Origin of the sequence: Zhongshania aquatica (assembly GCF_027257955.1) — a bacterium.
GTDB classification, from domain to species: Bacteria; Pseudomonadota; Gammaproteobacteria; order Pseudomonadales; family Spongiibacteraceae; genus Spongiibacter; species Spongiibacter aquatica.
In genome coordinates, this window is sequence record NZ_JANZNQ010000021.1 from 1 (window position 1) to 19,644 (window position 19,644).

A 19,644-nucleotide genomic window follows, 5' to 3' on the forward strand; every position below is an offset into this window, starting at 1 on the left:
GATATCGAAACTGTAGGTAGCAAAGCAGATATAGGCACTGGTTCTCTGGCGACTGACGCTTGATTTTGGCGCCGTAATATTGAATCCGTTCGGCATAGTGCTGCTGATTTTTTTGAGACAGAGAAAGTGCGTCCAGGACAGCTGTCACCTCTACCATCAGCGGTTGAATGTGGTGATACACCGCGAGTTCTTTCTGCAATTCGGTGCCGGTGAAATTGCGCGCGCTGCCGCGCAATTGTGTTAACGTAAGCGGGCCATCACCGGTTGCCAGTGTGTGCAGTATAACCGTCAATTTTGGGCTACACGCGGCGCGGATCTTCTCATGCATTCGCTGCTGATGCTGGTTAACCACCTGACTGACGATCTTCTGCAGGGTGCTATAGGCAGGAATGGCGATTTTTTGGTGGGCAAGGAACTCAATCGCTGCATCGAAGAGGGCACGAGGTGCAACCCAACTTTCAGCGCAGACCAGTAAGTGTTCAACAAGCTGGGGTTGATGCTCCGCATCTTTCCAGTTTTCGTAATCGATCATGGAAAAAATCCGTTCATAAATGCGGGATTTTTGATCGGATTTCAGACTGAAGCGCCGAAATTTCAGGCCATCAAAGTGATTTTTCGCGATAAATCCCAGGTCAACCTGCATGGATTTAAACGTCGGATTGAGCAAGATGGGTTTACATTTGAAGTAGCCCAACAATGCAATGCCGATACAGCGGTACTTGCGCTGCCTTATTCTGGCCAGCTCAGCACGCTCTTTATCATTCAGCGTGAAGTAAAACCGTTGATACGATTCGTTGAAGGAGGGGACGCCGTATAAATCCTCGATTTCAGCGGCAGTGAGAATTGATAGTCGCTTGGTTCTGCTCATTCTTTGACCCAAAGGCCGAAGAAGATACTGAAACTCGAGCTAAATTAAAATTAATAGTGGCTTGGAGGCCAGTAAATACGGGGCCTTCAACGGTTTTTGCAGTATTTGGTGGCAAAATCCCTAGGACCCCACAAAGAAAGGGAATTGCCGGATGCCGGATTGATTGCTCGTGAGGGCAATGGACCCATGTAGGTTTGATTCCTATGGTATTTGTCCAATTAAATTGGACTTAATGCGGCCAAGGTAAACTTACGTTATGAGGGTGACTGCGCTTTCCAGCAGGTCTCGCTTCGTGATTTGGCTTCCCGGTGTGCTGTTACCGTTGTCCTTGGGAAGTGTGGCGTGTCGGGCGGGGCATGTATCGCTGGCTACCGTCGTCAAACTGTACCGAGATCTTGATTTTGTGATAAAATCGCATGATGTATTATCACTATTGAGGTAGTTGGCGCCGATGAGCTTGGCAGGGCAAGTAAAACTGCAGTTGCAGAGTGTGCCGGAGGGTGGCGTTATCACCAGCCGAGCACTCCACAAATTGTCGCCTGACAGTCAGCAGGTCGATAAGGCCGCCTCTCGTCTGTACAAAACAGCGGGGCTCCAGAAGCTTCGCAATGGTATTTATTACCGCCCCTATACCAGCACCTTCTTCGGCAAGCTTCCACCCGAAGAAGAGCGCATTGTTCGTTCAATCAAACAGCAATACCAAGCCAAGGTGGCCCCGTCTGGTGAGTTGGCTGCCTACAAGCTCGGTTTAACCGACAACTTGCCCGATAACATTAGTTACGAAACCAATAAGCGCATCGGCCCCATCCAACTCGATAATCTCACACTTTATTTTCGCAAGGTGGAGGGTAAAAAGCTCGTTTCGGTCAATGGCGGCTTGTTGACGGTTTTGCGGGCGCTGGAGTTTCTCTACAAGGAAGAAGGGCGTTTAACCGTACTGCAGGAGCAGCGTATACGTCGACTACTCAGTCGTTTTTCCCGCGGGCAACTCGACAAAGCCATTGCCTTGTGGCCCGTATGGTTCCAGGACAAAGTAAAGGCTTTCATGCAGGGAGTGGAGAAACCGTATATTACCGGGCTAAGTGCTCTGAACATTCCCCACAAGGGAAAACAGGCGGATTGGCATCAGATGGGCATGCTTCACAGAAATAAATTTCAAGTTGCCGGGAAGAATTACGACAGCGCACCCAACCTTCAGGATACAGAGCTGTTTGACTGCAGTACTTTCTTGCGGAAATTCAACGTCGATGTAGGCACCATCCTGTGTGCCACACCCCTGCGCGCGATGAAAGATATTTTGTTCGCCAGCATCATCCGCAAATCACAATACCCTGGTTTCTTTATGCTGGATCAGTTTATGTTCGATATAACTCCCAGCGAGATGAAGCAAGCGATTGATGAACTGAGACCGTTGGCGGACGAAACACAGAAGCAGTTACTCGATACCTGGATGCATGACAATGAGCTTGAGTGACGAACAGCAACGCGAACACATAGAGGTCATGTCGGCGCTGTGCCATGGTTTTCACAAGAAAGGGCTGCCGATGATCCTGAAAGGTGGGACAGCCCTGAAGCTGTGTTATGACCTCGATCGCTTTAGCGAGGATCTGGATTTCGATTGTGCCAAAGCCCTGAATCTGGACAGTTCGATCAAGGAGGTTTTTACGCAGCTCGGCAAGGGCAAAGCCCACTTGAGAAACCCAACGATTGATATCACCAAGGACACAAAAACGGTTCGCCGCTACCGCATAACATATGGGGATGGCATGAATCTAAAGTTGGAAACCTCATTGCGCGGTACGCCCAATGACAACGACCTTGTCGAGATAAACGGTATCCTCACCTACAGGATTGGGAAACTGATCCAACAAAAACTCAGCGCACTCACCGGACGAACCGCCGCCCGAGACTTGCATGATGTCATTTATCTCTACGAACATTTCCCGGATGATTTTGACGATGAGGCCTTGGCGGAAATCACTGCCTTGTACGACAACCAGTCATCAATTCTCGAAGAATACACCCCGGCCTATAGTGAAGATACCATCCTGTCGATCTCTGACCTGTTGCAGGATATGAGTCGGTTCATTGATCTTTACGAGCAGCGTCATTGATACCCGGGAGTCGATCCATTCGATACGATCTGCGCAAGGATCCAATAACATGGGTAGAAGGGGACATGCTGTCAATTAATGGGAAAAAGGGATGACTGCATACGATCTGCTCGGGCTTTTCCTTGTCATGAGCGCATTGGCCGCGATACCCAGTGCCAGTGTGGCGCTGGTGGTTGTGCGTTCGGCGACGGTGAATGTGCGTAACGGTATCGCTACCGCAGTGGGGGTTGTGGCGGGGGACCTGATCTTTATTACCATGGCCATGATGGGGCTGGTGGCGCTGTCTGAAATCATGGGTGCCTTCTTCGCCATGATCCGCTACCTGGCTGCCGGTTATCTGGTCTGGGTTGGTTGGCAGTTGATCCGGCACGCGGCGGACACCAGGGTTGTGAATGCGGGTCAGGTCACAGGCGGTATGGCGACCAGTTTTCTATCCGGACTGGCGCTGACCCTGGGCGATATCAAGGCTATCCTGTTCTATGCAAGCTTGTTTCCCGCCTTTGTCGATATCGCGTCCCTGACAATGTCCGATGTCGTACTTATTATGCTGGTGACGGTCATTGCCGTCGGCGGTGTCAAGGTTGCCTATGCACTGGCGGCCAATCGGATTGCCTGTCTATCGAAAGACGTTGTATTTCGGCAGGAGGCCAGAGTCGCCGCCGGTGGCCTGCTGGTGGGGGCGGGCGGTTATCTCATTGTGAAGGCCTGAAGGTATTGTGCGGGCTGGACAGTTGAAGCCTCTTTCGGTCGGTTGTACGTCGTGATTATTTCAGGGGTTCTGGTTATTTGGCTCAATTCTTATTGGCCGGACTTATTAATAGTCGCCAGTGTTGTGGCTGTGGTTTTTCTGCACACTGCATATGAAGTGCTTCGAAGCGCAGGTCAATCCTGACGGGGTGGGCCTCAAGTCAATATTTGCAGTTCTGGCGCTTAATGGAAGTATCCGTTGATTGATCTATGTCAATCATCAAGGGCGTTATGTTTGAACTTTCGAGAGAATAAGGTATCTTTCCTAATGTTAATATAACCATTTGCAGATTATGTGGCTTAGCAGATTCAGATTTTACATGGCGATCTTCGCGTTACTGGCTTTTACCAGCCAGTCGTTCGCTGTTGCGAAATTGCCCTGCCACAAGATGAGTCACGAACCTGATGTTCCAGTAATGACGGGGGCAATGGATCATGGAAGCCATACCAAGGCAAACAATATCCAGATCAATAATGCCCTTACGGCTGATGCCGCTGATTGTTGCAGCCAGGATCACTGCTCTCAGTTGGATTGCATCTCTGCAAGCGTTGCGGTGGTGAGTACACTGTCGCCGTTTTCCGTTCAGTTTTCTCAAACCCTCAATACAGCGTATTCGGTTTCCTTCCTCTCCCAGGCAGCTTCCTCGCTGTTTCGCCCCCCCATTTCCCGCTGAAGTAGGGTTGGTACGCCTGAAATTCAGGCGTCTGACGACTCGATAAGCGGGAGATCAAAACTCCCATAACGTATGTTTAAAACGCGCCATCGCTACGAGCGCGTTCACTGCAACTCTTGATTGGGAGTCATCATGAAGCCGTTACATACCTATCTGCGCTTTCCGGCGCTGATCGTATTCCTGTTATTTCTTACCGCTTGTTCCGAAAGCGAAAATCACGCAACTAAAAGCGCAACGATTGCCACGTTGGATGTTTATAAAAGCCGCACCTGTCAATGCTGCCAGCAATGGATTCACCATATGGAAGATGTTGGTTTTGACACAAAAACCCACCACCCGTCGGACTTGAATCGCATTAAAAATGACTATGGCATAGCACCTGAGTTCCAGTCCTGCCATACGGCAGTTTCGAGCGACGGCTATGTGTTCGAAGGCCATATCCCTGCGCGCTTTGTTCAGCAGTTTCTGGAAAACCCTCCCGATGACGCCATCGGCCTTAGTGTGCCTGGCATGCCAGCAGGCAGCCCTGGTATGGAGATGGGTGACAGGTTTACGCCTTACAAGGTATGGCTGCTTAAAAAAGACGGTTCGGCTGACGTGTTTGCATCTGTGAATAGTCGCGATCAGCAATAGGACATATAACGATGAACATTCAATGGGTATTTTTATTGTTTTTGCTGGTGGGGCTTCCTGTATTTGCGCAGAGCCCGGCTAATACGTTGAGTCTGGATGAGGCCATCGCCCATGCCATTGCCACGGATCCCTGGCTGAACGGTAGCCGGCATCGCGAAGACGCTTTGACCAGCGAATCAATTTCAGCATCGACGCTGCCAGACCCCAAGGTCAGCCTGATGGCGGCTAACTTTCCTACCGATAGCTTCGATATCAACCAGGAGCCTATGACGCAGCTCACTGTAGGTGTTAGTCAGATGTTTCCTCGCGGCGATAGCCTGGAGTTGTCCAGCCGTCAGAAACAGGAGTTGGCGGAACAGGAGCCATTGCTCAGGCAGAATCGCCAGGCCAAGGTAGCGGCTACTGTCTCGCAGCTGTGGCTGGAAGCATTCAGGGCCCAGGAGAGCATTCGATTGATTGAGCGGGATCGCTCGCTGTTTGAACATTTGGTGGATGCAACCAAAGCGAGCTATTCGTCGGCACTGGGACGTGCCCGCCAGCAGGATATTATCCGGGCCCAATTGGAGCTTACCCGGTTGGACGATCGTTTGACGGTGCTGCGGCAACAGTCGGAGTCAGCACAGCAGCGTTTATCCGAGTGGGTCGGCGGTCGCGCCCGTCTGCCGTTAGCGCAGCTTGTGCCCAGTCAGTACGGTGATGAGCCGACGTCGGTGGGAAGTCAGCCGGATAGTGATCGTTTGCTCTATGAACAGGTCAATCGGCACCCACTCTTGCTGGCACTTGATCAGCGTATTGATGCCATGGAGACCGGGGTCGAATTAGCGCGCCAGAAATATAAACCTGAGTGGGGTCTTTCCGCCCAATACGGCTATAGGGACGATGATCCCATGGGTCGCGACCGCGCTGATTTGTTCTCTGTCGGTGTGACCTTTGACCTGCCGCTTTTCACCGGCAAGCGACAGGATAAAGACGTCAGTGCGGCCACTTCTCGGGCCGAGGCCTTGAAAACTGACAAGTTACTGATGGCGCGAAAGCTGATGGCGGAACTGGATACGGCCTTGGTCCAGCTACAGCGCCTGAATGATCGTCGCGCGCTCTACGCCGAGCAGTTATTGCCGCAAATGTCAGAGCAGGCCGAAGCTGCCCTGGCCGCCTACAACAACGACGACGGCGACTTTGCCGAAGCGGTGCGCGCCCGCATTGCTGAGTTAAATGCCAAGATCGACTTTTTAACGATCAGGATTGATCGGCTGAAGATGATTGCCGAGTTGAATTACCTCTTGTCCAAAAATGGTTCAGAACCGTTTCCCGCCACCAGCAGAGAACACGCTGAAGGATTAACCCCATGAAGATTCAATTGAATAAATCTTTTTTCATTACAGTTGCCTTGTTGATTGCGACAGCGACCCTTGCTCACTATTCGGCCCTATGGCGTATGAAAGGGACCACGGGCGATGATGACGTTGCAACCGAGAAAAAACCACTCTACTGGGTCGCGCCGATGAATCCCAATTATAAGCGCGATAATCCGGGTAAATCCCCTATGGGGATGGATCTGATACCAGTGTATGAAAACGCGGGCGGCGATCAGGAGATTGGCACAGTCACCATCTCTCCCGATGTGGTCAATAACCTCGGCGTACGTACAGCGCCTGCCACTCGGGGGCAGCTGGACGTCTCTGTCAATACCGTGGGCTATGTGCAATATGATGAAGACCGTCTTGTTCACATTCATCCACGGGTAGAAGGCTGGATTGAAAAACTCCATGTCAAAGCCGCCGGAGATCCGGTCACTCAAGGCGAACCGCTCTATGCCTTATATTCGCCTACCCTGGTCAATGCTCAGGAAGAACTGTTGCTGGCATTAAAGCGAAATAACCCAACACTAATCACTGCTGCCATGGAACGGCTGTCGGCTTTACAGGTGCCGGAATCGGAGATCCACCGACTGAAAAAATCCGCAAAGGTCAGTCAGGCCATCACCATCAAGGCCCCGCAATCCGGCGTATTGGACAATCTTATGGTCCGTGAAGGCATGTTTGTGAAACCCGGTATGGAAATGATGGCCATCGGGCAGCTGGAACATATCTGGGTCATAGGAGAAGTGTTCGAGCGTCAGGTTATGAGTGTGCGAGAGGGCGATGCAGTGCGCATGTACCTCGATTATCTGCCAGGACGCACGTGGTCTGGCACGGTTGACTATATCTACCCGTCACTGAATACCCAGACTCGAACAGCTCGGGTGCGGGTACGATTCGACAACCCGGACGGTTACTTGCGGCCGGGTATGTTTGCGCAAATGACGATAGCGACACAACCCGCTCGGGAGGCGTTGCTCATTCCCCGTGAAGCACTGATTCGCACGGGTAGTCAATCGCGGGTCGTGTTGGCTAAAGGTGACGGGCGCTTTAAATCCATCGCCGTCGAGGTGGGGCGGATTGGCGAGAACCAGGTGGAGATTCTGTCGGGGCTCAACGAGGGCGACCGGCTTGTGACTTCCGCTCAATTTTTGATTGATTCCGAATCCAGCAAGACCTCGGATTTTCGTCGCATGAACCACAGCCCGGATGACGATACCCAGCCTGAAACACCGGCATCGGTATCGGTCGACGCCCGTATTGAAGGCGTCATGGTCGAACACCGAATGCTCAAGCTGGCTCACGACCCCATCGATGCCTGGCAATGGCCGGCCATGACGATGGATTTTACTGTGGACCCCGCAGTGGATCTGGATGGGCTGAAACCCGACATGAAGCTGCATGTGGAGATTCAGCGGAACGGGGACAACCACTACGTGATCAGCCAGATCCATCGACTGGAACAGGTGTCCGAAGATGCGCCCAGGGAGGGGGACGGGCAATCCATGGACAACAGCCAGCATCAGGGTATGAGCCATGATGCGATCGATATGGATCAAGGCCAGCGCAACGGGGAGGACAAGCCATGATTGAAGGTATTATCCGCTGGTCTGTCCAAAACCGCTTTTTTGTGCTGCTGGCCACCCTGATTCTGGTGGGGATCGGCGGTTGGTCCCTGAAAAACACGCCAGTGGATGCCATTCCCGATTTGTCGGACGTGCAGGTGATTATCAAAACCAGTTATCCGGGGCAGGCGCCGCAGGTGGTGGAAGATCAGGTCACCTATCCACTGACTACAGCCATGCTGTCCGTGCCTGGCGCCGTTACGGTTCGGGGTTACTCCTTTTTCGGCGACTCCTATGTCTATGTCATTTTTGATGAGGATACCGATGCTTACTGGGCGCGATCGCGAGTGCTGGAGTACCTGTCGCAGGTGGCACCGACTTTGCCGCCCAATGCCAGGCCGCAATTGGGGCCGGATGCCACCGGTGTGGGTTGGGTCTACCTCTACGCGCTGGTGGACCGCACCGGTCAGCACGATCTCAGCCAGCTGCGCAGCCTGCAGGACTGGTTCTTGAAATACGAGCTGCAAACGGTTCCCGGCGTGTCGGAAGTTTCCGCCCTGGGTGGCATGGTGAAGCAATATCAGGTCAGGGTTCACCCGGATAAGTTACGGGCCTTCAACATCCCGCTGTCCCATATCCAAATGGCGATCCAGCGGGGTAACCAGGAGGTCGGGGCGTCGGTGGTGGAAATGGCCGAAGCGGAATACATGGTGCGCGCGTCTGGCTACATCCAGGGGCGTGATGATCTGGCCAATATCCCTTTGGGCCTGAACGTAAACGGTACCCCCTTGCTGTTAAAGGATGTGGCGGACATCGACGTCGGGCCGCAGATGCGCCGGGGCATTGCCGAACTCAATGGCGAAGGTGAAACGGTGGGCGGCATCGTGGTCATGCGTTTTGGCGAGAATGCGCAAAAAACCATTGATGGCGTCAAAGCCAAGCTGGAGACACTCAAGGCCGGGTTGCCTGAGGGTGTGGAAATCGTGACGGTCTATGATCGTTCCGGCCTGATTGAGCGTGCGGTGGAAAACCTGTGGCACAAATTGCTGGAAGAGTTCATCGTCGTGGCCCTGGTGTGTGTCGTCTTCCTGTTTCATATCCGCTCCAGTCTGGTGGCCATTGTCAGTTTGCCAGTGGGTATTCTTGTCGCATTTATCGTCATGCATGCGCAAGGACTCAACGCCAATATCATGTCGTTGGGCGGGATTGCCATTGCCATCGGCGCCATGATCGACGGCGCCATCGTCATGATAGAGAACATGCACAAGCATATGGAGCGAACACCACTGACCAACGAAAATCGCTGGCAGGTAGTCGCGGAATCTGCTGCCGAGGTGGGGCCGGCGCTATTTTTCAGCCTGCTGATTATCACCGTGAGTTTCGTGCCGGTGTTTACCTTGGAGGCGCAGGAAGGCCGTATGTTCTCGCCGCTGGCCTTTACCAAAACCTATGCGATGGCCGCAAGCGCTGCATTGGCGGTAACGCTGGTGCCCGTGCTGATGGGCTATTTTATTCGCGGAAAAGTATTGCCCGAGCACAAAAACCCACTCAATCGCGCGTTGATTGGCGTGTATATGCCTGCGCTTAAAACCGTGCTCAATTACCCTAAATCCACGCTCGTGTTAGCCCTGGTGATTACGGTTATCGGGTTTTGGCCAGTCAGCCAGATAGGTAGCGAATTTATCCCCCCCCTGGATGAGGGCGATTTGATGTATATGCCCACCACCTATCCGGGGCTGTCCATAGGTAAAGCACGGGAGATCCTGCAACAAACTGACAAGTTGATTGCCACGGTGCCCGAAGTGAAAAGCGTATTCGGCAAAATCGGTCGGGCAGAAACAGCCACTGACCCGGCGCCCCTGACCATGATTGAAACCTTTGTCCAGTTGAAACCGAGAGAGGAGTGGCGCGATGGCATGACCACGGAATCGTTAAAAAAGGAACTGGATGCCTTGGTGAAGTTTCCTGGACTGACCAATGCCTGGGTGATGCCCATCAAAACCCGTATCGACATGCTGGCCACGGGTATTAAAACCCCGGTAGGCATCAAGGTGGCTGGCCCTGATCTGAGGGAAATCGAAAAAATCGGCAAGCGTCTGGAACAGGTGCTCAAAGATGTACCTGGCACCGCCTCAGTGTATTCCGAGCGAGTAGCGGGTGGCCGTTATATCAAGGTGGATATTCAGCGGGAAAAGGCAGCGCGTTATGGTCTCAATATCGCTGACGTGCAGCAGGTGGTGGCCACTGCTATCGGCGGCATGAACGTCGCGCAGACAATCGAAGGGTTGGAGCGTTATCCCGTCAATCTGCGTTATCCGCAGGACTATCGTAACTCGCCGGAACAACTGGCCTTGCTGCCTATTGTAACAACCAGTGGCCAGCGCATTGCATTGGGGGATGTCGCTCGTGTTTATGTGGAAGACGGCCCACCTGCCATCAAGAGCGAGAATGCCCGCCTTAATGGCTGGACCTTTGTTGACATCGATGGCGTGGATATTGGCAGTTACGTAAAAAATGCCATGGCTGTGGTGGCCGATCAGGTCGAGCTACCCGCAGGCTACTCCCTCAACTGGTCGGGACAGTACGAATACATGCTAAGAGCCAAAGAAAAACTCACCTATGTGGTGCCACTGACGTTGGCCATTATCATCGTGCTGCTCTATTTCAATTTTCGCAGCGTTGCCGAGGTCGCGATCATCATGGGGACTCTGCCGCTAGCCATGGTGGGCTCGATCTGGCTGATGTACTTGCTCGGCTACAACTTCTCTGTCGCTGTTGGCGTAGGGTTTATTGCGCTGGCAGGTGTAGCAGTAGAAATCGGGGTCATCATGCTGGTGTACCTCAATCAGGCCTATCGCCATATGCTGGAAGAATGTGAGCAGAAAGGTGTTGAACCGCGAAAGGAAACATTGCGCCACGCGGTGTTGCACGGTGCCGGCCTAAGGGTAAGACCCGTGATGATGACTGCAGCGGCGATTATCGTGGGGCTGTTACCTATTATGTACGGCACGGGTACCGGTTCGGAAGTCATGAGTCGGATTGCGGCGCCTATGGTGGGTGGAATGCTGAGTGCCGTGGTGTTGACCTTGTTGGTATTGCCGGCGGTTTATCTGCTTTGGAAGCAGAGCAAGGGTAATGACGGAACTTAATCAATGAACCTGGCGTACCCGATTATAAAGTTCGGGTGCGCCGTTCTGAATTCTAACCCTATATTCTTGGCCTCTCCGTTGGTTCTGGTTGTGGAACCGATGAGAAACACATCGGTGTCAAACATTTGATTCAGATCAAGAACTGGCAATATCAGATCTGCTAGATTAAAACGGTCAATAAAGGGGGGCCGATATGGTTCATTATCTGGGTATTGTGCTGGTCATTTGGGGGTTGCTTGCGCAACCACTGATGGCTGCATTACCCGGAGATATACAGGTTCACTCTCCAGTATCAGCAAGTGCGCCCAATATTGGCGCGATCGCCTCAGTATCGGATCTGGACCATACGCTCCCAGTCCCAGCGGCCACTTCCAATCCTCTCAACCCGAATGAGTATGGTAAACAGGCGGCAGGGCATAGCCTCACTGCTTCGACAATGCCCTGTCACCAAATTGCCGACAGTAGTGATTTGTCCAAACCCTGCGGTAAGTGCTTAACCGGTCATTGTGACTCAGGCTGTCTATCGGCCAGTCATTGTGCGCCAACCTGTTCAGCCTCGGGAACAGTTGGGGCTGTCGGTTCATTTTATAAAAATACTATGAATCATGCCGCCTGCGATGTGTTCAATACCCCGCCGGAACCACTGTTGGCGCGGCTCCCCTCACGTATTTTTCATCCTCCCAAAACGGCCTGATCAGGCCGGTAATCCCGCTGGTATAACAACTGCGATACCTGTTTCGTGAATGGTTCCGCCTTTGCGGATCCTGGTTCCTGAACCTTTGAAATCCCTGCTGGCGGTTCTCCCGCTTTGTGCTGGGAGCAACGCATGTTCCGACTAGCCAGGGTAAACAGGATTACACATCCATTACAGCAATGTAATACACGGGTCATCTTAAGGTCAGAAACGCCGCTCTACTATGACAATGGATAAGTCCAGGTGCAGCTTGGGAGTTGTGTACGGGTCGATTCAATGCAGAAACGCCGCGACAGGATATCTGGCCAATATTAACGGTTGACGGCGTACAGGCTACAGATCGAGGTGCGTGTAATAGTGAGTACGAGAGGCCTGATACCTGTTAATGAAAATTGCTTGACCTGTGTCTTGGACACAGGTGTAAGGTGACAAAAAGCCGGACAAATTCTTTGGATTTTCTCTCGGGTTTAGAACTGATGATTGACTCATATCAAGGCAAGGAACAGATCTTCGGGGTTAATCTGAATCCTGCGATAGTCAGACTGAGCTGCGAGGAGGGCTGTGTGAAAGTTATCGAAATGGCCAGGCGTTTAGGGGTTACGGCCGATACCGTGCGGTTTTATACCCGGATCAAGATTCTGAAACCGGGTAAGAACAAAGCCAATGGATATCGGGAATACAGCGAAAAGGATTACAACCGCTTGCGATTCGTGCTGAGTGCACGGCAACTGGGCTTTTCCGTTGAGGATATTCAGGAAATTTTGAACCACGCGGATAATAAGAAATCGCCTTGCCCGACGGTGCGCCGCCTGATTGATCAGCGCCTGCATGAAACCGAGCGACAGCTTAGGGAAACGTTGAAATTGCGGGATCGCATGCAACAGGCTGTGTTGGAGTGGAGTCAAAAGCCGGATAAGGCGCCAACGGGCCATATGCTTTGCCATCTGATCGAAGAATTCACTGCGGAGGAAAGGTTATGAATACACACAAAACGCCAAGTGCGAATCTACACCGAGGTGGTTGTTGCTGCGCCGGCAAATCATCCGTTTCTGCTGAAGCCCGTGATATCCGCAGCGTTAGCGATACGTCTCTTCCTCTTCATCGTTTACAGGTTCAGGGTGCCAGCTGCGGTGGTTGCGTGAAAAGTATCGAGCAGACGTTGAAATCCGTTGCAGGGGTTAGCGAAGTGTCGATGGACCTGGTAACGGGCATCGCTTCAGTCATTGGTGTGGTTGAACCAAAAAACCTTACCGATGCGTTGGATCGTGTGGGTTTTCCCGCAACGCTCATTCGCTAGTTGCTGTCAAGTAAACCAGGAGTATGGATATGAGTTCAACAAACACGGAATCTGGCAATCCATCCTGTCATGAAGGTACGGAAACTGGCCAGCATCACCACCATCATGTTCATGGCGGCAGCGCAGTAAGCCAGGAATTGATGATCGAAGGCGCTGGTTGTGCCAGCTGTGTGGGAAAAATCGAATCCGCCCTAAAAGCGATACCGGGTGTGGAAAACGCGGAAATGAATTTCGCTCAGCGAACCGTCAGCGTGTTGGGTTCGGCGCCTGCCGAGCAATTGATAAAAGCCGTTGAGGGCGCTGGTTATAACGCCAAAATCAGCCTTGCTGACAATGAAGACGATGCATTGGCGGAAAAAGAAAAAGCTGATTGGGCTTACTACAAACGACTGATGCGGGAAATGACCATCGCCCTCAGCCTGGGCGTGCCGCTGATGATTTACAGCATCGTAGTCGGCGAAATGACGGTAACAAGCACTGGTGAGCGCATTGCCTGGTTGGCTGTTGGATTACTGACGCTTGGGGTGATGGTGTTCTCCGGCAAACACTTTTATGTCGGTGCCTGGCAATCCTTTAAAAATCACTCGGCCAATATGGATACCTTGATTGCTTTAGGCACAGGTACGGCGTGGGTGTATTCGATGGTGGTGGTGTTTGTTCCTCACTTGGTGCCGGAAATGGCGCGCCATGTTTATTTCGAGGCGACCGCGATGATTATTGGTTTAATCGATCTCGGTCTTGCCCTGGAATTGAAAGCCCGCGGTCGTACCTCTGAGGCTATTAAGCGCCTGATTGGATTGCAGGCGAAAACGGCGCGGGTTATTCGCGATGACAAAGAACTGGATATCGCTATCGAACAGGTTCTACTGAACGATGTGGTCCGCGTGCGCCCAGGTGAAAAAATTCCCGTCGATGGTGAAGTGGTTGAAGGGCATACGGCGATTGACGAATCCATGCTCACCGGCGAGCCGATGCCGGTTGAAAAAGCCACTGGGAATACCGTAGCGGCGGGCACCATCAATAAATCCGGCTCAATTCTGTTTAAAGCTACCCGCGTTGGTAAAGACACGGCGCTGGCGCAAATCATCAATATGGTCAAGCGCGCACAAAACTCCAAGCCGCCGATTGGTCGTTTGGCTGATGTCATCTCGGCGTATTTTGTACCGGTGGTGATGATTATTGCTGTGGTGAGTGCCTTGACCTGGCTTAATTTTGGACCGGAACCGGCGGTGGCATTTGCCATAGTATCGGCCACGACTGTATTGATTATCGCCTGTCCCTGTGCGCTGGGGCTGGCCACGCCGATGTCGGTGATGGTGGGTGTGGGTAAGGCCGCAGAGGCGGGCGTGCTGATTCGCAACGGTGAAGCCCTGCAAACCGCGTCGAAGATAACGGCGATGATTCTGGATAAAACCGGCACCATTACCTTGGGTGCACCGAAGGTCACCGATGTACTGGTGGCGGGTGAGTATGATGAGCAGGCGGTGTTGCGATTGGCAGCAACGCTTGAATCCGGCTCTGAGCATCCGTTGGCCATGGCTATTGTTGAAAGTGCTCAGGAAAGGGGGATCGAAACCGGCAAAGTCTCCAACTTTAACGCCATTGCTGGCCACGGCGTGCAGGCGGAAGTAGACGGTAAAACGCTGTTGTTTGGCAATGAAAAACTCATGCGCGAGCGCACCATTGAGCTCGGTGATTTTGTTGAAATGGCCCAGGCGCTGGCCGCCGAGGCTAAAACGCCGATGTATTTCGCCGTTGATAATAAGCTCGCAGCGATTATCGCAGTAGCCGATCCGATTAAGGAAGACTCCATCGCTGCCATCAAGCGCCTGCAGCATAACGGCATCCGGGTGGTGATGCTCACCGGCGATAACCGTGCCACGGCCAAAGCGGTAGCGAAAAAAGCCGGTATCAAGGAATTTTTCGCCGAAGTGCTGCCGGAAGAAAAATCCAAAAAGGTGCAGGAACTGCAGATGGAAGGCGAAGTGGTGGGCATGACCGGGGACGGCATTAACGATGCGCCGGCCCTGGCTATCGCCAATGTCGGTTTTGCTATCGGCACCGGTACGGATGTGGCCATTGAGAGTGCCGACATAACACTGATGCGGGGTTCGTTACATGGCCTGGCGGATGCCATTGCCGTCAGCAAGGCTACGTTGCGCAATATCAAACAAAATTTATTTGGCGCCTTTATTTACAACGTGGCCGGTGTACCGTTTGCGGCTGGCGTGTTGTATCCATTTTTCGGTTTGCTGTTAAGTCCGGTGATTGCCGGTGCGGCGATGGCGTTTTCATCGCTGACAGTTGTAACCAATGCTAATAGGCTGCGCTTCTTTAAAGCGCAGGAGCACTAATGAGAATGTCGGGATGAGAGCGTTGCGATGATGATTATTAATATTGCGGGTTTAGCGCTGATTGCACTGATTGTGTGGTGGTTCTGGCTCTACAAGCCGAAAGAAGCCGAGCTGGGTGAAAACGATCTGGTGATAACTGTGGAAAACGGTACCTATTCGCCTTCGCGCATTAAGGTGCCAGCTGGAGCACCATTTGAAATTAAATTTATGCGCAAAGATCAATCACCCTGTTCTGAGACTTTATTGATCCCCGAACTGCAAATCAGCGACACTTTGCCGTTGAATAAACTGAAGACCATTCAGCTGCCAGCAATGTCATCCGGCGAGTATGCGTTTCATTGTCAGATGCAGATGTACCGTGGACAAATCACGGTGAAATAAGCAGGAGGCCCAATGAACATCAACAAAGTCATGGCCATTTTTGACGAGTTTCGCCTGAAAAACGTGGAAGAAACTTTGATTCGACATGGGGTGAAGGGGTTTACCTTGCATCCAGTTCGTGGGCGTGGTCATTACTTTGACAGTTTTAACGAAAACCATTTGATCAAGCATATTCAAATGGAAGTTTACGCCAAGGCGGAGCAGGCCAAGGAAATCGCACGGTTGATTGTGGATGCGGCGCATGCCAATGCCGATAGCGAAGGGCTGGTCTGCATTGTGCCGGTTAACGATCTGCTATGGATACACGATAAACGCGGCGCAATAGACAACGATTTTCAATTACACAGGTGAGGTGTGACATGGCGACTCAAAAAACATCATTCTGGTTAACACCCAAAGGACTGGCGGCACTGGGACTTATCGGCGCGGTCACCTATTTTCTGCTCGTCGAGCACCGGCAACACGTCTGGCAGTTTCTGCCGTTCCTGATTTTCCTTGCCTGCCCCTTTATGCATCTGTTTATGCACGGCGGACACGGTGGTCATGGTAGCCATGATCAGCATGAGGGCGAGTCCGATCAGGATGCCTATCAGCGGGGGCTGGAGGAAGGCCGTCGGGAAAACGAACACCGTCATCACCATTAATCCAACAATATTACAGGAGAAGAAGCATGCACGGTGAATCCGCTTACGGCCTCTGGACGCTGGTGATACTTAATTCGGCGATATTTATTTTCTTTGCCTTCAGCTTTACCAAGCCGCAAACCAAAACTGACTGGCGAAGCTTTGGCGCTTTCTCGGCGTTTATTATTGCCCTATTTACCGAGATGTATGGCTTTCCATTAACCATTTATTTTCTCTCCGGCTGGTTGGCGGAAAAATATCCTGGTATTGATTTTCTGTCCCACGAAAACGGCCATCTTCTGCATACCCTTTTCGGTTTTGAAGGCAACCCTCATTTTGATCCGCTGCATATCGCCAGTAATGTCCTGATCATTTTGGGTTTCTTTTTGCTGGCCTCGGCGTGGAGTGTTCTGCACAAGGCGCAGCAGACCCGTTCGCTAGCGACTACCGGCTGGTATGCCCGTTGCCGCCACCCGCAGTACATCGCATTTATCCTGATCATGTTTGGATTTCTGTTGCAGTGGCCGACGATCCTTACCGTGATTATGTTTCCGGTTCTGGTAGTGGTTTACGTGCGACTCGCTAAGCGTGAGGAGCGCATGGCATTGAAGGAATTCGGTGATGACTATCGCCGCTATATGGAAGTCACGCCGGCATGGATTCCGAAATTTAACGTCGATAAAACTGTTTCCAACTGATGAGGGTACTCCGATGAAAAAACTAATCTCCAATTTGGTAATAGCCGCCGCGATTTCTTCGCCCGTCTTTGCGGAAAAAAGGGCACGAACATGGCGACAGTAAAGATCAGCCGATGGGCGGAATGGTGATGGGCCATGAGCAAATGATGGCTATGCATGAGCACATGCAAAAGATGCACGACATGATGGGAAAAATCAAAGCCGAAACCGATCCGGAAAAACGCCAGCAACTGATGCAGGAACATATGCGAGTGATGCAGGAGGGCATGCGATTAATGGGTGATGGCATGGGAATGGACATGAACAAAGATGAGTCATCAAAAATGGACGACATGGATATGATAAAGCGCATGGACATGATGGAAGAACGAATGGGCATGATGCAGATGATGATGGGGCAAATGATGGATCATGAGTCTGAATCCCAAAAAACACCTGTCCACAAACACAAAAAATAGATGGGTTGCTTACTCAACCTGTCGATTGGAGGAAAAACACTATGAATGAGCATCGATCGGGTATCAATCCAGGTTTTTTAACCAAGCATACCTTGAGCGTGTGCGGGATCAATGAAAACAATACCAAAGCGATTGTTGAGGAAATTGATGAGCTTCCCTGTGTTGACAGCGTTCAGTTCGATGCACGTAGAAAAACCTTAAAAATCGCCTACGACGCTTCTCATCACAATATCGATGAAATGATCGCCATTGTCGAAAAGCATGGTGCGGCAATAAAAGACAGCTGGTGGCCCCGAACCAGGCTGAGTTGGCAACGGCAGACCGATGAGAATATCAGGGATAACGCTAAACATGAGGCGCACTGCTGCAACAAGATGCCGCCTCATTAGATGAAAGAGAAAATGAGCAACAAAGAACATCGATTAGGTGTCTCGGAAATTAATCTGGTGAGGGGCCAATTGACGTTGGAACCTGTCGATATGACTAGCAGTCTGTTGAGAAATGCAGTTTTAAGCATCCTGTATACCTTGCAACGAATGCCCAGGAAGAGGGCTGACCATTATATTAAGGGGGCATGAATGGAGGAAAAAGACGATCGTTCGACACATTATGACGAGGGTAGCCTCTCTCTGTCAGGTACGGTGATGCTCGGGACTGGGGTGATGATCGGCGCAGGAATATTTGCGCTAACCGGGCAAATGGCAGAGATGACTGGTGCATTATTCCCATTGGCATTCCTCGCGGCCGCGATCATCGTTGGTTTCAGTGCTTACTCATACATCAAAATATCCAATGCCTACCCATCAGCAGGGGGGATCGGCATGTATCTGCATAAGGCCTATGGCGACCGGTTGCCCACTGCGTTTAATGCACTACTTATGTATTTTTCGATGGTCATCGCGCAGAGTTTTCTAGCGCGTACGTTCGGTTCTTACACCATGCAATTATTTGGCGGTGACCCTTCAGGGCAAATGACTCCTATACTCGGCGTCTCCCTAATTCTGGCGGCGTTCATTGTGAACCTGTTGGGTAATCGGTTGATTCAAGGGGTTGCAGGGTTTATCGGCCTACTGAAAATTGGTGGAATTCTAATCTTTGGTCTCGTCGGCATCTGGTTAGCTGATAGCCTGGCAGTGGACTTTGACCATGTAAGCGAGACCGGTTCAGCCAGTAATTTCCTCGGCGCCACAGCGCTGGGGATTCTGGCATTCAAAGGCTTTACCACTATTACCAATAGTGGTTCCGAGGTGATCGATCCACACCGCAATGTTGGTCGCGCCATTGTTATTTCGATTGCTGCCTGTGTCGTTATCTATACATTGGTTGGTTTTGCGGTGGCCAGTAACCTCTCACTCAGGGAGATTATTCAAACTCGAGATTATTCCCTGGCTGCGGCCGCTCGACCTGCACTCGGTGAGTACGGCGTGTGGTTCACCGTTGCGATTGCCATGCTGGCGACGGCGGGAGGGATTCTTGCCAGTATTTTTGCGGTCTCCAGAATGCTGGCGATGCTAACGGAAATGAAGTTGGTGCCCCATAGCCATTTCGGTATGCCGGGTAGCATTCAGAAACATACATTGGTGTACACCGTGGTTCTTGGACTTGTGCTCACCGCGTTCTTTGATCTTTCCCGTATAGCAGCACTTGGCATCATATTCTATCTGGTGATGGATATCGCCATTCACTGGGGTGTTCTGCGCTACTTGTTGGACGATGTTAAAGCCAAAAGCTGGGTCCCCGTTACCGCGATTATATTAGATTCGCTTGCACTAAGCGGGTTCGTTTGGGTGAAGTTGAATTCAGATCCATTTGTGTTGGGTGTGGCCGTTGTCACAATGATGCTAATCGCGATCGGAGAGCAACTATTCCTTGGATCTGAAAAACGAAAGCAAGCTGTGTCCCAAAGTCAGGCGCATGAACATCATCATTAAAAATCATGTGGAGGAAGCCTGCCAGGCACAGAACGGGACTCTAGTGGTTAACTTTTGTTGTTTGGAGAATGGTAATGGATCAAGTTAGCACACTTAAAGC

Annotated in this window: 20 protein-coding genes; 19 read left to right on the forward strand and 1 reads right to left on the reverse strand. The window is 51.7% G+C overall.

All coding sequences use genetic code 11. The features are described from left to right. A partial coding sequence (locus O9X78_RS16735) for a DUF4158 domain-containing protein (protein WP_269620875.1) occupies positions 1-868 on the reverse strand: 868 nt, incomplete at its 3' end. A gap of 451 nt (positions 869-1,319) precedes the next feature. Here O9X78_RS16735 and O9X78_RS16740 point away from each other — a divergent pair. The 19 genes from O9X78_RS16740 to O9X78_RS16830 all read left to right on the forward strand — a co-directional run bounded on the left by O9X78_RS16740 (position 1,320) and on the right by O9X78_RS16830 (position 19,544). After that, a complete protein-coding gene (locus O9X78_RS16740) occupies positions 1,320-2,342 on the forward strand; it encodes a DUF6088 family protein (RefSeq protein ID WP_047012816.1) in 1,023 nt (340 codons plus the stop codon). Continuing rightward, positions 2,329-2,982 (forward strand): nucleotidyl transferase AbiEii/AbiGii toxin family protein, encoded by a 654-nt coding sequence (locus O9X78_RS16745; protein WP_052763561.1) that lies wholly within the window; start codon positions 2,329-2,331, stop codon positions 2,980-2,982. Before O9X78_RS16740 ends, O9X78_RS16745 begins: the two co-directional genes overlap by 14 nt. A 91-nt stretch (positions 2,983-3,073) precedes the next feature. Further along, positions 3,074-3,691: a LysE family translocator gene (locus tag O9X78_RS16750; RefSeq protein WP_269620876.1), complete on the forward strand. Its 618-nt coding sequence runs from the start codon at positions 3,074-3,076 to the stop codon at positions 3,689-3,691. A 358-nt stretch (positions 3,692-4,049) separates the two neighbouring features. After that, positions 4,050-4,403, forward strand: coding sequence for a hypothetical protein (locus O9X78_RS16755; protein WP_152025194.1), 354 nt, complete (start codon positions 4,050-4,052; stop codon positions 4,401-4,403). Positions 4,404-4,535: 132 nt separating this feature from the next. After that, entirely contained in the window at positions 4,536-5,036 is a 501-nt protein-coding gene (locus O9X78_RS16760) for a DUF411 domain-containing protein (RefSeq protein ID WP_231580286.1), read from the forward strand. Positions 5,037-5,047: 11 nt separating this feature from the next. Beyond that, entirely contained in the window at positions 5,048-6,385 is a 1,338-nt protein-coding gene (locus O9X78_RS16765) for a TolC family protein (protein WP_047012813.1), read from the forward strand. Then, entirely contained in the window at positions 6,382-7,983 is a 1,602-nt protein-coding gene (locus tag O9X78_RS16770) for an efflux RND transporter periplasmic adaptor subunit (RefSeq protein ID WP_047012812.1), read from the forward strand. Before O9X78_RS16765 ends, O9X78_RS16770 begins: the two co-directional genes overlap by 4 nt. Next, complete coding sequence (locus O9X78_RS16775) at positions 7,980-11,108, forward strand: efflux RND transporter permease subunit (protein WP_047012811.1); 3,129 nt, start codon at positions 7,980-7,982, stop codon at positions 11,106-11,108. Before O9X78_RS16770 ends, O9X78_RS16775 begins: the two co-directional genes overlap by 4 nt. A gap of 193 nt (positions 11,109-11,301) precedes the next feature. Continuing rightward, positions 11,302-11,802, forward strand: a complete 501-nt coding sequence (locus O9X78_RS16780) for a hypothetical protein (RefSeq protein WP_023659437.1) — start codon at positions 11,302-11,304, stop codon at positions 11,800-11,802. Between the two features lie 563 nt (positions 11,803-12,365). After that, positions 12,366-12,782, forward strand: coding sequence for a MerR family transcriptional regulator (locus O9X78_RS16785; protein WP_047013472.1), 417 nt, complete (start codon positions 12,366-12,368; stop codon positions 12,780-12,782). Then, the gene (locus O9X78_RS16790) at positions 12,779-13,099 is read left to right on the forward strand and encodes a heavy-metal-associated domain-containing protein (protein ID WP_023659439.1); all 321 of its coding nucleotides are present in this window, start codon (positions 12,779-12,781) and stop codon (positions 13,097-13,099) included. The genes O9X78_RS16785 and O9X78_RS16790 overlap by 4 nt, the downstream gene beginning before the upstream one ends. Positions 13,100-13,122: 23 nt before the next feature. Further along, positions 13,123-15,453, forward strand: coding sequence for a heavy metal translocating P-type ATPase (locus O9X78_RS16795; protein WP_008296013.1), 2,331 nt, complete (start codon positions 13,123-13,125; stop codon positions 15,451-15,453). 27 nt (positions 15,454-15,480) lie between these two features. Next, the gene (locus O9X78_RS16800) at positions 15,481-15,834 is read left to right on the forward strand and encodes a cupredoxin domain-containing protein (protein WP_008284637.1); all 354 of its coding nucleotides are present in this window, start codon (positions 15,481-15,483) and stop codon (positions 15,832-15,834) included. A gap of 12 nt (positions 15,835-15,846) precedes the next feature. Then, positions 15,847-16,185 (forward strand): P-II family nitrogen regulator, encoded by a 339-nt coding sequence (locus tag O9X78_RS16805; protein ID WP_008296012.1) that lies wholly within the window; start codon positions 15,847-15,849, stop codon positions 16,183-16,185. 8 nt (positions 16,186-16,193) lie between these two features. Further along, a complete protein-coding gene (locus O9X78_RS16810; RefSeq protein ID WP_008296011.1) occupies positions 16,194-16,478 on the forward strand; it encodes a DUF2933 domain-containing protein in 285 nt (94 codons plus the stop codon). Positions 16,479-16,504: 26 nt separating this feature from the next. Further along, on the forward strand, positions 16,505-17,155 hold the full coding sequence (locus O9X78_RS16815) for a methyltransferase family protein (protein WP_008296010.1): 651 nt from the start codon (positions 16,505-16,507) through the stop codon (positions 17,153-17,155). A gap of 113 nt (positions 17,156-17,268) precedes the next feature. After that, positions 17,269-17,613 carry a hypothetical protein gene (locus O9X78_RS16820; protein WP_269620877.1) on the forward strand — a complete coding sequence of 115 codons (345 nt, stop codon included), beginning with the start codon at positions 17,269-17,271 and terminating at the stop codon, positions 17,611-17,613. 41 nt (positions 17,614-17,654) lie between these two features. Next, the gene (locus tag O9X78_RS16825; protein WP_008296008.1) at positions 17,655-18,002 is read left to right on the forward strand and encodes a hypothetical protein; all 348 of its coding nucleotides are present in this window, start codon (positions 17,655-17,657) and stop codon (positions 18,000-18,002) included. 189 nt (positions 18,003-18,191) lie between these two features. Continuing rightward, positions 18,192-19,544, forward strand: coding sequence for an APC family permease (locus O9X78_RS16830; protein WP_008284552.1), 1,353 nt, complete (start codon positions 18,192-18,194; stop codon positions 19,542-19,544). Positions 19,545-19,644 lie beyond the last annotated feature (100 nt).

What these genes read in the sequence shown, in the direction of transcription:
- O9X78_RS16740 (WP_047012816.1), top strand. Translation starts at nt 1,320, where the DNA reads ATGAGCTTGGCAGGGCAAGTAAAACTGCAGTTGCAGAGTGTGCCGGAG.
- O9X78_RS16745 (WP_052763561.1), top strand. Translation starts at nt 2,329, where the DNA reads ATGAGCTTGAGTGACGAACAGCAACGCGAACACATAGAGGTCATGTCG.
- O9X78_RS16750 (WP_269620876.1), top strand. Translation starts at nt 3,074, where the DNA reads ATGACTGCATACGATCTGCTCGGGCTTTTCCTTGTCATGAGCGCATTG.
- O9X78_RS16755 (WP_152025194.1), top strand. Translation starts at nt 4,050, where the DNA reads ATGGCGATCTTCGCGTTACTGGCTTTTACCAGCCAGTCGTTCGCTGTT.
- O9X78_RS16760 (WP_231580286.1), top strand. Translation starts at nt 4,536, where the DNA reads ATGAAGCCGTTACATACCTATCTGCGCTTTCCGGCGCTGATCGTATTC.
- O9X78_RS16765 (WP_047012813.1), top strand. Translation starts at nt 5,048, where the DNA reads ATGAACATTCAATGGGTATTTTTATTGTTTTTGCTGGTGGGGCTTCCT.
- O9X78_RS16770 (WP_047012812.1), top strand. Translation starts at nt 6,382, where the DNA reads ATGAAGATTCAATTGAATAAATCTTTTTTCATTACAGTTGCCTTGTTG.
- O9X78_RS16775 (WP_047012811.1), top strand. Translation starts at nt 7,980, where the DNA reads ATGATTGAAGGTATTATCCGCTGGTCTGTCCAAAACCGCTTTTTTGTG.
- O9X78_RS16780 (WP_023659437.1), top strand. Translation starts at nt 11,302, where the DNA reads ATGGTTCATTATCTGGGTATTGTGCTGGTCATTTGGGGGTTGCTTGCG.
- O9X78_RS16790 (WP_023659439.1), top strand. Translation starts at nt 12,779, where the DNA reads ATGAATACACACAAAACGCCAAGTGCGAATCTACACCGAGGTGGTTGT.
- O9X78_RS16795 (WP_008296013.1), top strand. Translation starts at nt 13,123, where the DNA reads ATGGATATGAGTTCAACAAACACGGAATCTGGCAATCCATCCTGTCAT.
- O9X78_RS16800 (WP_008284637.1), top strand. Translation starts at nt 15,481, where the DNA reads ATGATGATTATTAATATTGCGGGTTTAGCGCTGATTGCACTGATTGTG.
- O9X78_RS16805 (WP_008296012.1), top strand. Translation starts at nt 15,847, where the DNA reads ATGAACATCAACAAAGTCATGGCCATTTTTGACGAGTTTCGCCTGAAA.
- O9X78_RS16810 (WP_008296011.1), top strand. Translation starts at nt 16,194, where the DNA reads ATGGCGACTCAAAAAACATCATTCTGGTTAACACCCAAAGGACTGGCG.
- O9X78_RS16815 (WP_008296010.1), top strand. Translation starts at nt 16,505, where the DNA reads ATGCACGGTGAATCCGCTTACGGCCTCTGGACGCTGGTGATACTTAAT.
- O9X78_RS16820 (WP_269620877.1), top strand. Translation starts at nt 17,269, where the DNA reads ATGGGCGGAATGGTGATGGGCCATGAGCAAATGATGGCTATGCATGAG.
- O9X78_RS16825 (WP_008296008.1), top strand. Translation starts at nt 17,655, where the DNA reads ATGAATGAGCATCGATCGGGTATCAATCCAGGTTTTTTAACCAAGCAT.
- O9X78_RS16830 (WP_008284552.1), top strand. Translation starts at nt 18,192, where the DNA reads ATGGAGGAAAAAGACGATCGTTCGACACATTATGACGAGGGTAGCCTC.